Source organism: Ruoffia sp. FAM 24228 (genome assembly GCF_045528575.1).
GTDB classification, from domain to species: Bacteria; Bacillota; Bacilli; order Lactobacillales; family Aerococcaceae; genus Ruoffia; species Ruoffia halotolerans.
The window spans coordinates 1-14,205 of sequence record NZ_JBGQQZ010000062.1 but is presented as its reverse complement, the minus strand read 5'-3'; the positions used below and the strand labels follow the sequence as shown (position 1 = coordinate 14,205).

Below are 14,205 nucleotides of genomic sequence, written 5' to 3'. Positions count from 1 at the left end.
TGTCATCGATTGCACACAAACGGAACACGATTCCACGGAAATCCTTACACTACCGAACACCGTTGGAAGTATTTTTGAGTTACTTAGATGAAGCAGTTTTGTCTAGCTTAATTTGACAAATCAAAATACATAAAAAAGAGGCTTTTCCATTATTACAATTTCATTAAAAAAGAGCCAACGGAAATTTTCCATTGGCTCTTATAAATATTATCAGAAATTTTCTCCAAAATACTTCAATGCATCCTTGCTTCGTAACATGTCTCCATGTTCTTGAAGGATTGCTTCAGTTACTTTGACTTTTTCACCATACTCAAACATAGTTAAAAGTTTGTTGTACGCGTATTCTTCAACAATTGAAGAATCAACATAGTTAATGACTAAGTAATAATTTGAATTCATATGATAAAAGTCTGCACGAATCAAATCAGTGGTTACTTCTCTCGATAACTTAAGAAAATCCTCTAAGTCAGCAAATTTAATAATTTCACCTTCAACTGATTTTACATCTTCAGTTTCTTGAATACTCTCTTCATTTTCAAATAAATCTAAGATTGTCTTCTCTTTTTTATTATCATCTTTATTTGATTCATTTTCATTCATTTCTCGTTTACGCTCTATGAGATGTTTAGTTAATTCATCTTCCCATATTTCATCCATTTCATCAAAATTTGTTCGGCTTATATATAATTCCAAACCTTCTTTATTAGGCATTACTTGGAAAGTGACAGCTTCTGATTCCTGAAAGTGCTTATCAACATCTACCTCTTCTAAAATTGAGTAGAAAAATCTTTCAATCGTCTTTTGATCACCAACTAAATCTAGGAAATCAATTCCTCGCTCTTCCAAGTCTTCCTGTCTAATTGACACTTTAATTAAATTTTCATTAATGTGTTCCATTTCCATATCCGTACACCTCCTTAGATCTTCTTACATCTATTATACGAATAATCTAGCAATACACAAATCATTAGTGTTACGTTATCATACCAATCAGAATGTCATGTTTCAAGTAAAAAAGACAAAAAAACCGATTAATAAATAATCGGTCATAGTTATAATAAAAAAATGGTTTTTATTCGTTAACCAATGCGCGTGCTTTTTGTAATTCTAATGCACGAACTGCACGTGGTAAGAAACGACGAATTTCATCTTCATTGTATCCAATTTGTAGTCTTTTATCATCAATGATAATTGGTCTACGCAACAGCCCAGGTTGCTCTTGAATCATTTCGAAGAAATCATTTAAAGGAATCTCACTTAATTCTACATCTAATTCAGAATATGCTTTTGAACGAGTAGAAACAATATCCTCTGTCCCATTTTCTGTCATTCGTAAAATTGACTTAATTTCTGTGATTGATAATGGTTCAGTAAAAATATTACGCTCCTCATAAGGAATTTCATTTTCTTCTAACCATGTGCGAGCTTTTCGACATGAGGTACAGCTTGGAGTGATGTATAAAGTAACCATAATATAGTTGCTCCTTTCAATTTTGACAAAGTTAGCTAAAACTTTGCGGCTCCTGTTTAGTACGTTAGCAGCTCTTTTGTGAAATAATAAAGTGATACAAAAACAATAGTGTTATACTTTTAATGAAGTATGTTTTCACAATCTGTATTGCTTTATGTTTAATAGTATAGCATTTTCAAATGAAAAAATCAATCTTACTTCTAATCATCTCTTTAGACTATATTAAGAATTCATCATTAATTCACAAAGTCATTATTCATTAACACACTAAGATTTACAGGTCATTAAGATTTTTTATTTTTGTTCTTTGTCAATAAATACGTTATAATGCTAATATAATTTAAGAAATATTTAATATTTGAAAAGAGGTATTTTTATGAAAGAAAAAGTTTTTTCTGGAGTGCAACCTTCGGGAATCCCCACAATTGGTAATTATATTGGTGCTATGAAAGGCTTTGTTGACTTACAAGATTCTTACGACGCTATCTATTCTATCGTTAATCAGCATGCCATCACAGTACCACAAGATCCAAAAATATTAAAACAAATGACACGTCAATTGGCTGCTTTATACTTAGCCATTGGTATTGATACAAAAAAAGCGATTCTATTCGTTCAATCTGATGTCCCTGCTCATGCTCAAATGGCATGGATTATTCAATGTATGACTGGTTTAGGTGAGTTAGAACGTATGACTCAATTTAAAGATAAAGCTAGAAAGCAAGAAGCTGTTAATGCTGGTTTATTAGCTTACCCAACATTAATGGTTGGAGATATTGTCTTATATGATGCTAATTTTGTTCCAGTCGGAGACGATCAAAAGCAACATTTAGAATTAACACGTAACTTTGTTGACCGCTTTAATTCTCGCTATAATGATGATCTATTAGTTAAACCTGAACCACTTATACCTGAAGAAGGCGGACGTATTATGAGCTTGCAAGATCCAACAAGCAAGATGAGTAAGTCAGATACAAATACAAAATCATTTGTATCTATGTTAGATACACCAAAACAAATCACTAAGAAAATTAAGAGTGCCGTAACGGATTCTATTGGTGAAGTGAACTATGATAAAGAAAATCAACCTGCTGTAGCGAACTTATTACAAATCTACGCAAGCTTCAGTGGAAAATCTATTGACTCAATCGTTTCTGATTATAGTTGCCAAGGCTATGGTAACTTCAAAGGTGATCTAGCTGACTTAGTTGTTTCAACGCTAGAACCTATCCAAGAACGTTATGAATCACTATTAACAAGTTCAGATTTAGACGATATCTTACAAGACGGAGCGAAACGAGCTTCTGCTATCGCTGAGTCTACATTGAGTCGTGTCGAAAAAACAATTGGCTTAACTTATTAATTACATTTTTTAATCATTATCATATTTATGCGCCCAGTTAACGCGAATTAATCTGGGCGTATTTATTTATAGAAATTTATTGTTTTTGTAATCTAATTGTAGTCCAAATACCCTTTACTAATCTATCGTTCTTTAATACAATATTCTCTATTATTATTGGACCTTATATCTTGAATATTTCTGAAAATCAAGTACTATTAAGTTAATTAAAATCTACATTAGGAGAATAAAAAAATGAAAATTGGCGCGCGGGTCTTAAAAACAGGACTAGCGATTTCACTTGCGACATATTTATCTATACTACTGATTCCTGATAACAGTGCAGCGCTTGCAGCGATTGCCGCAGTTACAACAACGATGCCATCAGTAAGAAAATCTTTCGACATGTTTACTCGTCGATTAGTAAGTAACATCATCGGTGGTCTCGTTGCGGTCTTCATGCTTTTTGCCATCGGGAGTAACCCTGTAGCCATCGGTATTGCTGCCGTAGTTACGATTGCAGTATTAAATGCCTTAAACTTATCAGATGTGTTAACATTAGCAGTTATCACACTTGTAGCAGTAATGTTAACGACTTCAGACAATTATTATCTAGCTGCACTATACCGTGTGTTAGAAACAACGATTGGGGTGATTGTTTCTTTCATTATTAATTGGTTAGTCTACCCTCCGCAACATGACAAACCTTTCTACTCAACTCTGGTCAATTTGACGAATGAAGTTTTAATATTCATTCGTGCGACACTCAGAAAGAATGTCACTTTCTCGATTCTACATCGAGATATCCAATGGGCAAGAAAAGAATATTCTACTCTAACAACTCTATTTGATTTAATGAATAATGAAGTAACATTCTCTAAGACGGAGAGAATGGGTAAAGCAAGACGATTAGTTATTTATCGTCAAATGATTAAAACAACTAAATCAGTCATTGATTTACTTGATGCCCTTCATTCGAATGATCACGTCTTTCAAAGTTTCCCAGTAGATTTAAGAATAATGCTCCGCGAACACATTGAAACATTAATGGTTGGGCACGAACAAATTTTACTTAAATTTAGTGGTCGAGTTTCAGCATCAGAAGTGAATTTTATTCATTCTCAAAAAGATTTTAAATTAGAATTTATGAAGCGATTCTTTGATCAAGCTTGGGATGAACTGGAAGCCGATACGAGCTATGATAATGATAGTAATGGGGTTATTCATATCTTATCAGCAACTTATAATTATGAAGAGTCTTTAGTGAAACTCAATAGCATTATACGTATCTACAAAGAACGTTATATTGAGTATCATGATGAAGATGAACAACTTGGTAACGAACATCTATAATGACATAACAACAAAAAATCGGGCTATCCTTAGTGAGAACTAAAGATAGCCCGATTTCTTTTTATAGTCTAGATTTAAAAAATAATGACTGGCATACCATATTCAACTAATTCAAATACTTGCCCCATCATTCCGGGCGGCGTATTAATACAACCAAGTGATCCGGCTGTTTGGTACGCATTCCCACCGAAAGATGACTGCCATGAGGCATCATGAATACCTTGCGCTTGGTCATCAAAAGCAATCCAATATGACACAGGTTGAACATAATCTTGTTCAGTAATTGTATTGTAGCCAACTAAGTTCGTATCTTGTTCCATATTCCAAACTTGATACGCGCCTGGAACTGTTTCTGCCCCAATGATTCCTGAAACAATGGGTGTGTCTAATACGAGTTGTCCATCACGGTAAATAAACATCATTTGATAAGCAATATCGACTTCAACATAATCCTCTCCGACATAATCTCCCATACCGTAACCACTTCCACCGATCACAGGTTCTCTAGTGACTTGAGCTCCGTTATGTATATCTTGAACAATCAACTCTGCTTCATCATAACGATCGATAAACCAACCATAAGTACCAGGTTGTACTTGAACTTCTCCTTGATAAGTACTATTAAAATTACGAGGTAAGAATAAACCTGCATATTGTTCATTTAGTGAAAGAATATATTCCTCCACAGCTTCTTGATCCACTTGTGGGTTATTATCCTCATCTAAATAAATCCAAGCGTTAATTTGCCCTTGCGGGATTGTAACAGAGTTTCCGTCGAATTCCAATGTAATAGATGTACTTTTCATTTGTTCAATGATATCTGCTCTTTGAATCAAGCTCTCACTTTCAGTTAATTCTGTTGGTTTAACATAGGCGTCTTCGATATTTAACTGCCCCGCTCCTGTTCCCACTGACTGAACAATCGCTTGAGCTAAACTATCCGAAGTAACTTGGTTTCCGTATGTTTCTTCTGAAACACTTATTTCACCATTGGCATTCTTCACTAATTGAGCATCAACGGTTGGTTCTCTTTCTTCATTTTTAATTCCAAGACTAGGAACCAAGCCAGCTACAATATTCTCATCAATTTGAATCTGATCTTGAATATTAACGACTTTATCGCCATTGAAGAAGGCAATTGGCCAACTCCAGCCATTCTGATTTTGAATGGCTTGCCCCATAAGTTCATCTACTTCAGCAGACATACCAATTTGGTTCATTTCGATGTAGCCAATATTATTTTCATTTTCATTAAAAATCAAAGTTTTTGACTCAAGGTTCTGCTCCACCGTTTCGGTCGCTTGTTGTGGTGTCATTTGACTAATTTCTACTGGTCCTGCATAAGAGCGAGGCAAAAAATGAGATTTAAAGTAAAATGCACCCACAAAATAAATTAGTAAAATTAAAAGAGCTACGATGGCAGTAATCACATATCGTTTAGGCAATTGTCTAATTTTTTCCAATACATCCACCTCCTATAAATATATACTTCATTTTATGACTCAGTTGCAACTTGTTCAAGGATATTTTTGAAAACTTCAATTGGCTGAGCCCCTGAAACAGCATATTTATTATTAAACACAAAGAATGGAACCCCTTGAACACCAATCGAGCCCCCTGTAGCAATATCATCTTGGACTTTTTGATGATTAGTTTGACTATCATTAAGAATCGATTGAACATCAGCTAAGTTTAGTTCTAGTTCTTGACTGAGTTTTTCAATGACTTCATTATCTTCTATATTCAAACCTTCGACGAAATGCGCTCGATAAAAACGATGGAAATAATCGTTCCCTCGTCCTTCTTCTTTTGCATACTGGAAGACTCGGTGAGCTTTTAACGTGTTTGAGTACTTTGCATCGTCATAATTCATTGTTAAACCAGCTTCAGTTGCCATGTTCTTGACACTGTCCATCATTTGTGTGACTTTATCCATTGGCATGCCTTTTAATTTCGCAAAGGTTTCATAATAGTTTAATTCAGGTTGATAAGTTCCCATTGGATCTAGTTGAAAACTTTTATATTCAATAGTCACATCGTCCTTCTCAGAAAAAGTACTTAAAGCTCGGTTTAAGTGCTCCTCAGCAATGTAGCAAAAAGGACAAACAAAATCCGACCAAATAGTAATTTCCATAAATAAATTCCTCCTAAATGATGTACTCATACATTAAGTATTCTGCTAAACCTGTATCTTCGTAATACAGTTCAATGGTATCAACCAAAACAAAGCCAGTTGCTGGATATAATTTCTTCCCAGCTCTATTTACTCCGTAAACATCAATGCGAATGGCTTTATAATTGCGTTTATTCCCGTAAGCTTGGGCAAATTGCACTAATGCTTTTGCGATACCTTTGCCTCTTGCATTAGGCATGACACCTAGAGCGTGTATCGATATGAATTCGCCTTCATCGGCTTGTATTTGCCAGTTTGCCTTTTCGTAACCTTCTGTATAGGCTTCATTAATAATCATTCCACCACAGATTTTGTCTTCTAGTTCAAAAACATAATATTGTTTAAGATTAATCGCTTCTTGAATCATTGTTTCATCAGGATAAATACCAAGTACCCAACCTGCCCCAGCCTCTACTTGCCCCGGATATTCGGTCATCACTCTATAATTGTCCATAATGATATCAAAATCACTTTGTGTTGCTAATCGAATCGACATCCATCCACCTCTTATTATGTAATCATCGTCATTAATTTTGTTTAAGTAATTAAATCTACTTATCAATTAATTTACCATAGTATTGGCTTCGATACCATGATAAAGCTTGATTTTATGCTCTTTTGTCCCATTATTTCAATATATATTTTTTTAGCTTATATTTTGAAATGAAAAAGACGACAGAAAATAAATATCTGCCGTCAAACTTTATTATTTATTATTGAAGACTCGCTTGATAAGTTAACACTGGCTTACGCGCAGCGATTGTCTCATCTAATCTTCTAACTGATGTTAAGTGTGGTGCTTGTTTAACCATTTCTGGATCTTCCATAATTTCTTTTGCAATTGAAATGAATGCATCTGCAATTTGATCTAATTCACGGATTGATTCAGTTTCAGTCGGTTCGATCATCAGACACTCTTCTACAATTAGTGGGAAGTATGTCGTTGGTGAATGAATACCGTAGTCTAACAAACGTTTCCCAATATCTTTCGCATTAACATTTTGTTCAACTTTTTGTCGTTTACAACTCACAACAAACTCATGCATACAATGTTGAGCAAATGGGACGTCGTAATATTCTTTAATACGTGCTTTCAAGTAATTAGAATTTAAGACAGCATCTTTAGACACTTGCGTTAGACCATCTGCACCCATGGTTCTAATATAAGAATAAGCACGGACATTCACACCAAAGTTTCCAAAGTTACCTTTAATTCGACCAATACTTTGAGGATAGTCAGAATTAATAACGTAATGCTCGTCTACTTTTTCAATTCTAGGCACAGGTAAGAAAGCTTCTAAGTTTGCTTTCACACCGATAGGTCCTGATCCTGGACCACCACCACCGTGAGGTCCTGTAAAGGTCTTATGTAAATTCAAGTGAACAGCATCAAAGCCCATTGCACCTGGATTAGATATTCCCATAATCGCGTTTGAATTAGCACCATCGTAATATGCTAAGCCACCTACTTCATGAACAATGTCTACAATTTCTTGAATATCACGTTCATATAAACCTGCTGTATTAGGATTCGTTAACATAATACCCGCCGTCTCTTCATTGACTACTTGTTTCAACGCTTCAATATCTATAATGCCTTCTTTAGTTGAAGGGATTTCAAACGTTTCATAGCCAGCAACCGTTGCTGTCGCAGGGTTCGTCCCATGAGCAGAGTCTGGAACAATAATATTCTTACGTTGCTCACCTTCACCGTTCGCTTCATGAAAAGCTTTAAACATCAATATTGCAGCTAATTCTCCATGAGCTCCAGCGGCAGGTTGAAGAGAAATATGATCCATCCCTGTAATTTCCGCAAGGTATTCTTGTAAGTTATGCAATAATTCTAAGGCTCCTTGAGCTGTCTCTGGTTCTTGTTGAGGGTGAATTTGACTGAATCCGTCTAAAGCAGCAATCGTCTCATTCACTTTTGGGTTATATTTCATCGTACATGACCCAAGCGGATACGGTCCAGACTCAATACCGAAGTTTTTATTCGATAAGGCTGTATAGTGTCTTACCAGTTGCAATTCTGACACTTCTGGTAATTTTGCTACTTCTTGTCGATTTAAATATTCAGGTAAATCTTTAGTTAGATCATATGTTGGGACATCGTTCTCTGGTAAATCATAACTGACATGACCAGGTTGAGAAATTTCAAATATTAATTCATTATATTCTTTAAGCATGACGTGTCACCTCTACTAAACTCGATACAAAAGCATCAATTTCTGACTTCGAACGTTTCTCCGTTGCACATAATAAGTAAGAATTCTCAATACCCGTTGAGCGAGTCGCATCATAACCACCAACAAAGCCTAGTTGGTGTAATGCCAAGTTAACTTCTTTAACAGGTTGCTCTAATTGAATTACAAACTCATTGAAGAAAGGCACTTGATTAAGAACTTTGAAGCCTTGCGCTTCTAATTGGTCTTTTAAATAATGAGCTTTATTAATATTTTGCTTTGCCATCTCAACAATACCTTCTCGTCCTAAAGCAGAGATGGCTATGGCAGAAGCTAAAGCATATAAAGCTTGGTTTGAACTATAATTACTTGTCGCTTTCTCACGACGAATGTGTTGTTCACGTGTAGCTAAAGTCATAACAAAACCACGTTCGCCATTCTCATCTTCCGTTTGGCCGACGATACGGCTAGGTATTTTACGCATGAATTTCTTCGTTGTCGCAAAGTAACCACAGTGAGGTCCACCGTATGACATTGGTATACCAAATGGTTGCACGTCCCCAACAACAATATCTGCACCTAAATTACCTGGTGCTTCTAGAACACCTAAAGCAAGCGGATTTGCTGATACAATAAGTAATGCTTTTGTACCACTCATTGCTTCTTCAATTTCTTTCAAATCTTCAACAGATCCAAGGAAATTTGGGTATTGAATAATGACAGCAGCAACAGTCTCATCTAATTGCTCTTTAAGCTTTTCAGTATCTGTCACATCATTTGTTAAAGGAATTTCATTCACTTCATATTCCTTACCAAAGCCATAAGTGTTTAAGACATCAATCCCTTGTGGGTTAACCCCTTGAGATATTAAGATTTTTGATGATTTTCTTACAGAACTTATTGCTAAATTCGCTGCTTCAGCAATAGCATTATATCCGTCATACATCCCACAGTTTGCCACTTCCATCTGAGTCAACTCTGCAATCATAGATTGCCACTCAAATAAAGCCTGTAGCTCTCCTTGGCTAATTTCAGGCTGATACGGAACGTATGCTGTTAGAAATTCTTGTCTAGATATTATCGCTTGGACAATTGAAGGGATATAATGGTCATACGTTCCTGCCCCAATAAAGTAAGGCATCTGTGTAGCATTTGTGTTCTTACTAGCTAGCTCACGAGCGTGTTTAAGTAGTTCAAATTCACTTAACTCTTTAGGTAGATCCATTCTTTCCTGGGTTCTAACTGCTTTTGGGACGTCTTCATATAATTCATCCACTGACTTAACGCCAATGGTATTTAACATTTTTTCTCTGTCTTCCTCTGTATGAGGTAAATAACGAAATTTTTTCAACTCATTCATCCTCTCACATTTAAACATTCATTCCGATTACTGGATTGAAAATAAACTTAATCTTCTACAAATTCAGTATATTGTTCTAACGATATTAAATGAGATGTATCAATAGCTGATTCACTTGTTAATTCACAAATCCACCCTAATTCATAAGGGTCTTCGTTAACGTTCTCAGGTTCATCTTCTAAAGTTTCATTCACTGCAGTTACTTTCCCAGCAATTGGTGCATAAATTTCTGACGTAGATTTCACTGATTCAATGTTTGCGAATGCTTCTTCTAAATCATATTCCTCATCCATCTCGGGTACTTCAACATAAACGATGTCCCCTAATTGTTCTACAGCGTAATCTGTAATTCCGATACGAACAGTATTGTCATCCAATACTTGAACCCATTCGTGATCTTCTGTGTAAAATAATGTATTTTTATCCATTTTTCTTCCTCCAATTATTTATTTTTTAACCAATCTTTTTTAGTAATCTTCGCTGGTACGCGTTTATTACGAATCTCAACAAAAATTCGATCGTTTATTTTGGCAAATGGTTTTCTAATTTGTGCAAAACCGATTGCTTTTTTAAAGGTTGGTGATTTTGTTCCAGATGTTACTTCCCCAATGACTTTCGTACTTTCTTCTGTTTCATAGACTTTATATCCTTGACGAGCAATCCCTTTTCCAGTCAGTTCAAAGCCACGAGACATATAACGATTCGGATCGTTCTTCACTGTCTCAAGGGCTTCCTTACCAATAAAGTTCTCCTTATTTAAATCGACTGCAAAAGCAATTCCACCTTCAATCGGTGTAATTTCCTCGCTGAGATCATTGCCGTATAAAGCCATACCGGCTTCAAGTCGTAAGGTGTCTCTTGCTCCTAGACCACATTCTTTCAGTCCATAAGACTCACCTACGTTAAGCAACGTCTCCCAAACTTCGGTTGTCTCTGACCATGGAATATATAATTCATAACCCAATTCACCTGTGTAACCTGTCTTAGAAATACGCACTGAATCAACACCCGCAATTGTTTGTTGACTGAACATTTGGAAATTATTTAATTCTAACACTTCAGGTGCTACAATTTCCTTTAATACTTTTTCAGAATTTGGACCTTGAACCGCAATCAATCCGTATTCTGCTGATTGATCGACGATCTCGACTGTGTTATCGGAATTATGCTCATTCAACCATGCTAGAATTTTGTCTTTATTTCCAGCATTGGGAGTGACAAATAATGTATTCTCTGCAACATAATAATAAATCAAATCATCTAAAGTATAGCCATTCTCATTCACGATGGCAGTATACTGTGCGTCGTTTAATGAAATTCTTTGTGTATCGTTCGTGATGATTTGATTAAACCATTCAAGCACATTTGAACCTTTAATTAAAATTTCCCCCATATGAGAAGCTTCAAAAATCCCAACCGTTTGACGCACCGCATCATGTTCTTCTTGAATCTTTGTGAATTGGATTGGCAGTGCCCAGCCTCCAAAATCAGTTAATTTTAACCCTTTCTCAACATAATAATCAAAAAGTGGGGTCTGTTTTAAATTTTTTTCAGCCATTCTTAACTACCTCCATCGTATTATTACATCTTTTATATTGTCAGCTACATACTTTATATTAGAATCAAATAAAACCCCTGTCTGTTTTCTAATTATAAGGCACCTAGTAAACCCTTCAATACTTCTACGCACGAACATTAATGAAACAATCATATTGTTCGTTATAACTTAATTTTTTTCAGAAAACCTACTGTAGTATAAGCGTTTTTAAAATCTCGTGTGTAAATTTTTAGTAGCCGTCTTTACAGTTTCTCAATTGTATTATAGCCAATTTTTAATCGACTAACAATAAAGGAAACACAAGCGGCAAAGCTTGAAAATATACTGAAATAGGAATAAGATGATTAAAGTAAGAAAAATCTTAGGAGGCATACAATGTTAGAGAAATTACTAGCAAAAATTGAAGAAAATAAAGATCAGATGATTGATATTCGTCGCTACTTACACGAAAATCCGGAACTATCTTTTGAAGAAGTGAATACTTCTAAATACATCGCGGACTTTTACAAAGATAAAGATGTAGATGTTCAAACAAATGTTGGTAATCACGGGGTTAAAGTAACGATTGATTCTGGTAACCCAGGTAAAACGTTAGCTATCCGTGCTGACTTTGATGCACTACCTATCGAAGAAGCCACTGGTTTACCCTTTGCATCTAAAAACCCAGGTGTGATGCATGCATGTGGTCATGATGCCCATACTGCTTACATGCTTATCTTAGCTGATGCTTTAATCGAATTAAAAGATGAGTTCGAAGGTAAGATTGTTATAATTCATCAAGATGCTGAGGAAGTTCCACCAGGAGGAGCTATCGGTATGATTAAAGACGGTGTCTTAGCCGGTGTTGATAATACCTTTGGTATCCACGTTATGTCTAACAAACCATATGGAGAAATTCATTACGTACCAGGTGAAGCACAAAATGGTCGTGCGAAATTTGTTCTTAAAGTACAAGGTGTTGGTGGACACGGTTCAAGTCCTCACGAAGCGAATGACGCGATTGTTGCGGCTAGTTACTTTGTAACAGCGATACAAACAGTTGTTTCACGTCGTTTAAGTCCATTCGATACAGGTGTTGTAACCATCGGTTCTTTCGACGGTAAAGGATCATTTAACGCTATTAAAGATTCAGTAGTCCTTGAAGGTGACGTTCGTGGTATGTCTGAAGAAGTACGTAAAAAAATAGAAGTCGAAGTAAAACGTATCGTGAAAGGTCTTGAAGTTATGTACAACGTTACTTGCAAACTTGACTACGCAAATGACTACCCTGTTCTATACAATGATCCAGAATTAACAGAACACATTGGTGCAGTTTTATCTGAAGCTAATCTTGAAGATGTTACAGAAGTTGTTAAATCAGGACCAATGTCTCCATCAGAAGACTTCGCTTACTACGCTAAAGAAGTTCCAAGTTCTTTCTTTTATGTTGGTGCAGCCCCAGTAGATAAAGAAGCCTTCCCACATCACCGTCCTAAATTCGATATCGAAGAAGGCTCAATGATGATTGCTGCCCGTGCAATGGCGACGGTTGTAGCTGATTACTTCAGTAATGATCAAAGCGAGAACAAATAGATGATTACAGGCGTAGAGATTGATTTCGTTGTTGAAGACTCACTAAAAGCACTTGAAATGTATCAAGCAATCTTTGCTGATGCATTAGAAGTCATTGAAAAAACAAGTTTCCCTACAGGTTTAAACGAAGCAGTGTTTACTTTATACGGCACTCGCTTCCATCTTTTAGATGCTAATGCTGAGTATAATTTATTAGCACCTACAGAAGATGATCCTAAAACTTTATGGTTCAATGTGATGGTACCTAACATTAAAGACACGTTCCAAAATGCAATTGATAATGGCGCTTCTGTCATTCAAGAACTTATGCATATGCCTAAGATGGGTGTAACTAATGGAATGTTCTTGGATAACTCAAATTACATTTGGATGTTACATGAAATCCACGAAGAAGTTAGTTTTGAAAAACGCGAAGAATTTTTCAAAGATGAATTTAATTTAGATTAGTAACATTTACATAAATACACCTTATTATTCAAATGAGTAAGAATATTGAATAATAAGGTGTATTTGTATGTATATAATAAGTGCTGATTAATCGAAACTATCTGAATCGGTCATTAAACGCTCGCGTTCTTCCATATTCGCGTTCTTTACTTCCCAGTGAACGACAAAACTTAGAACTATTCTTAGAATTACAACTACGGTTAATACAATCAGTTCTTGGAAATCTCGAATAACGACCGTCTTAATAACCTCTGCCCCAAGTTTAAACTGTAAACTCAAAGCGAGGACTTCACCTAAAGTAATCGTAATCGCTTTATCATGAAAGTTAAAGCCAGATTTCATAAAAATCCAAAGTACCTTTAAACTACCGAAAAAAATAATAAAAATTCCGATTAATTCTAATATATGAATAATGGGTGGGCTAACAATTTGAATCAATTCTTCTAGGAACACTGATTCACAACTCCTTATACTTTTTATTTAATTTTACCGATATCTATCTAACCTGAACAATTCATACTTTTCGTTGAAAACATGTGCCAACTGCCTAACGGCAGCTTAAATTTACTTTTTCATTTTCACCTGTTAAGTGATGAAAAAAGAACCCCATTCTGATATGGTAAAGGTGTCTAAACCAACCATAAGAAAGGAGTTCTCTTCATGATTAGCTTACACAAAAACCAGGTAAAATTCAATTCAAACATCATCATTTCGCATACAGGTGGTCGTTTATCGAGTGATTCGGG

General features: G+C 35.5%; 14 protein-coding genes and 1 pseudogene. 5 read left to right on the top strand and 10 right to left on the bottom strand.

The genetic code is table 11. The features are described 5' to 3' along the window. Positions 1–116 (top strand): annotated as a pseudogene (locus ACEN33_RS09970) (IS30 family transposase); the annotation flags it as partial. A gap of 94 nt (positions 117–210) precedes the next feature. Here the strand turns inward: ACEN33_RS09970 and ACEN33_RS09965 are convergent. Both ACEN33_RS09965 and spxA read right to left on the bottom strand, forming a co-directional pair. Then, positions 211–903 (bottom strand): adaptor protein MecA, encoded by a 693-nt coding sequence (locus tag ACEN33_RS09965; protein WP_407094105.1) that lies wholly within the window; start codon positions 901–903, stop codon positions 211–213. Positions 904–1,072: 169 nt separating this feature from the next. After that, complete coding sequence (spxA, locus tag ACEN33_RS09960; protein WP_138404023.1) at positions 1,073–1,471, bottom strand: transcriptional regulator SpxA; 399 nt, start codon at positions 1,469–1,471, stop codon at positions 1,073–1,075. A 376-nt stretch (positions 1,472–1,847) separates the two neighbouring features. On the opposite strand from spxA, the gene trpS reads away from it, so the two are divergent. Both trpS and ACEN33_RS09950 read left to right on the top strand, forming a co-directional pair. Further along, positions 1,848–2,834 carry a tryptophan--tRNA ligase gene (gene trpS / locus ACEN33_RS09955; protein WP_138404022.1) on the top strand — a complete coding sequence of 329 codons (987 nt, stop codon included), beginning with the start codon at positions 1,848–1,850 and terminating at the stop codon, positions 2,832–2,834. Between the two features lie 234 nt (positions 2,835–3,068). Next, the gene (locus ACEN33_RS09950) at positions 3,069–4,166 is read left to right on the top strand and encodes an FUSC family protein (RefSeq protein WP_407090405.1); all 1,098 of its coding nucleotides are present in this window, start codon (positions 3,069–3,071) and stop codon (positions 4,164–4,166) included. A gap of 74 nt (positions 4,167–4,240) precedes the next feature. Here ACEN33_RS09950 and ACEN33_RS09945 read toward each other — a convergent pair whose 3' ends face one another. The 7 genes from ACEN33_RS09945 to gcvT all read right to left on the bottom strand — a co-directional run bounded on the left by ACEN33_RS09945 (position 4,241) and on the right by gcvT (position 11,440). Next, a complete protein-coding gene (locus ACEN33_RS09945) occupies positions 4,241–5,629 on the bottom strand; it encodes a L,D-transpeptidase family protein (RefSeq protein WP_407090406.1) in 1,389 nt (462 codons plus the stop codon). 32 nt (positions 5,630–5,661) lie between these two features. Then, a complete protein-coding gene (locus ACEN33_RS09940) occupies positions 5,662–6,300 on the bottom strand; it encodes a DsbA family protein (protein ID WP_407090407.1) in 639 nt (212 codons plus the stop codon). A 13-nt stretch (positions 6,301–6,313) separates the two neighbouring features. After that, positions 6,314–6,835 (bottom strand): GNAT family N-acetyltransferase, encoded by a 522-nt coding sequence (locus ACEN33_RS09935; RefSeq protein WP_407090408.1) that lies wholly within the window; start codon positions 6,833–6,835, stop codon positions 6,314–6,316. A 217-nt stretch (positions 6,836–7,052) separates the two neighbouring features. Next, a complete protein-coding gene (gene gcvPB / locus ACEN33_RS09930) occupies positions 7,053–8,525 on the bottom strand; it encodes an aminomethyl-transferring glycine dehydrogenase subunit GcvPB (RefSeq protein WP_407094983.1) in 1,473 nt (490 codons plus the stop codon). Next, a complete protein-coding gene (gene gcvPA, locus ACEN33_RS09925) occupies positions 8,518–9,873 on the bottom strand; it encodes an aminomethyl-transferring glycine dehydrogenase subunit GcvPA (protein WP_407094982.1) in 1,356 nt (451 codons plus the stop codon). The genes gcvPB and gcvPA overlap by 8 nt, the downstream gene beginning before the upstream one ends. Positions 9,874–9,929: 56 nt before the next feature. Next, positions 9,930–10,310, bottom strand: coding sequence for a glycine cleavage system protein GcvH (gene gcvH / locus ACEN33_RS09920; RefSeq protein ID WP_138404015.1), 381 nt, complete (start codon positions 10,308–10,310; stop codon positions 9,930–9,932). A gap of 14 nt (positions 10,311–10,324) precedes the next feature. Beyond that, positions 10,325–11,440, bottom strand: coding sequence for a glycine cleavage system aminomethyltransferase GcvT (gcvT, locus tag ACEN33_RS09915; RefSeq protein WP_407090411.1), 1,116 nt, complete (start codon positions 11,438–11,440; stop codon positions 10,325–10,327). 375 nt (positions 11,441–11,815) lie between these two features. Between gcvT and ACEN33_RS09910 the strand changes: the two genes are divergently transcribed. Both ACEN33_RS09910 and ACEN33_RS09905 read left to right on the top strand, forming a co-directional pair. Continuing rightward, positions 11,816–13,012 (top strand): amidohydrolase, encoded by a 1,197-nt coding sequence (locus ACEN33_RS09910; RefSeq protein ID WP_407094980.1) that lies wholly within the window; start codon positions 11,816–11,818, stop codon positions 13,010–13,012. Further along, positions 13,013–13,459 (top strand): VOC family protein, encoded by a 447-nt coding sequence (locus tag ACEN33_RS09905; RefSeq protein ID WP_138404012.1) that lies wholly within the window; start codon positions 13,013–13,015, stop codon positions 13,457–13,459. Between the two features lie 87 nt (positions 13,460–13,546). Here ACEN33_RS09905 and ACEN33_RS09900 read toward each other — a convergent pair whose 3' ends face one another. After that, the gene (locus ACEN33_RS09900) at positions 13,547–13,912 is read right to left on the bottom strand and encodes a DUF1622 domain-containing protein (RefSeq protein ID WP_407094978.1); all 366 of its coding nucleotides are present in this window, start codon (positions 13,910–13,912) and stop codon (positions 13,547–13,549) included. Positions 13,913–14,205 lie beyond the last annotated feature (293 nt).

Bases quoted from the DNA above. Each gene is read 5' to 3' on its own strand.
- ACEN33_RS09965 (WP_407094105.1), bottom strand. From the start codon at position 903: ATGGAAATGGAACACATTAATGAAAATTTAATTAAAGTGTCAATTAGA.
- spxA (WP_138404023.1), bottom strand. From the start codon at position 1,471: ATGGTTACTTTATACATCACTCCAAGCTGTACCTCATGTCGAAAAGCT.
- trpS (WP_138404022.1), top strand. From the start codon at position 1,848: ATGAAAGAAAAAGTTTTTTCTGGAGTGCAACCTTCGGGAATCCCCACA.
- ACEN33_RS09950 (WP_407090405.1), top strand. From the start codon at position 3,069: ATGAAAATTGGCGCGCGGGTCTTAAAAACAGGACTAGCGATTTCACTT.
- ACEN33_RS09940 (WP_407090407.1), bottom strand. From the start codon at position 6,300: ATGGAAATTACTATTTGGTCGGATTTTGTTTGTCCTTTTTGCTACATT.
- ACEN33_RS09935 (WP_407090408.1), bottom strand. From the start codon at position 6,835: ATGTCGATTCGATTAGCAACACAAAGTGATTTTGATATCATTATGGAC.
- gcvPB (WP_407094983.1), bottom strand. From the start codon at position 8,525: ATGCTTAAAGAATATAATGAATTAATATTTGAAATTTCTCAACCTGGT.
- gcvH (WP_138404015.1), bottom strand. From the start codon at position 10,310: ATGGATAAAAATACATTATTTTACACAGAAGATCACGAATGGGTTCAA.
- gcvT (WP_407090411.1), bottom strand. From the start codon at position 11,440: ATGGCTGAAAAAAATTTAAAACAGACCCCACTTTTTGATTATTATGTT.
- ACEN33_RS09910 (WP_407094980.1), top strand. From the start codon at position 11,816: ATGTTAGAGAAATTACTAGCAAAAATTGAAGAAAATAAAGATCAGATG.
- ACEN33_RS09905 (WP_138404012.1), top strand. From the start codon at position 13,013: ATGATTACAGGCGTAGAGATTGATTTCGTTGTTGAAGACTCACTAAAA.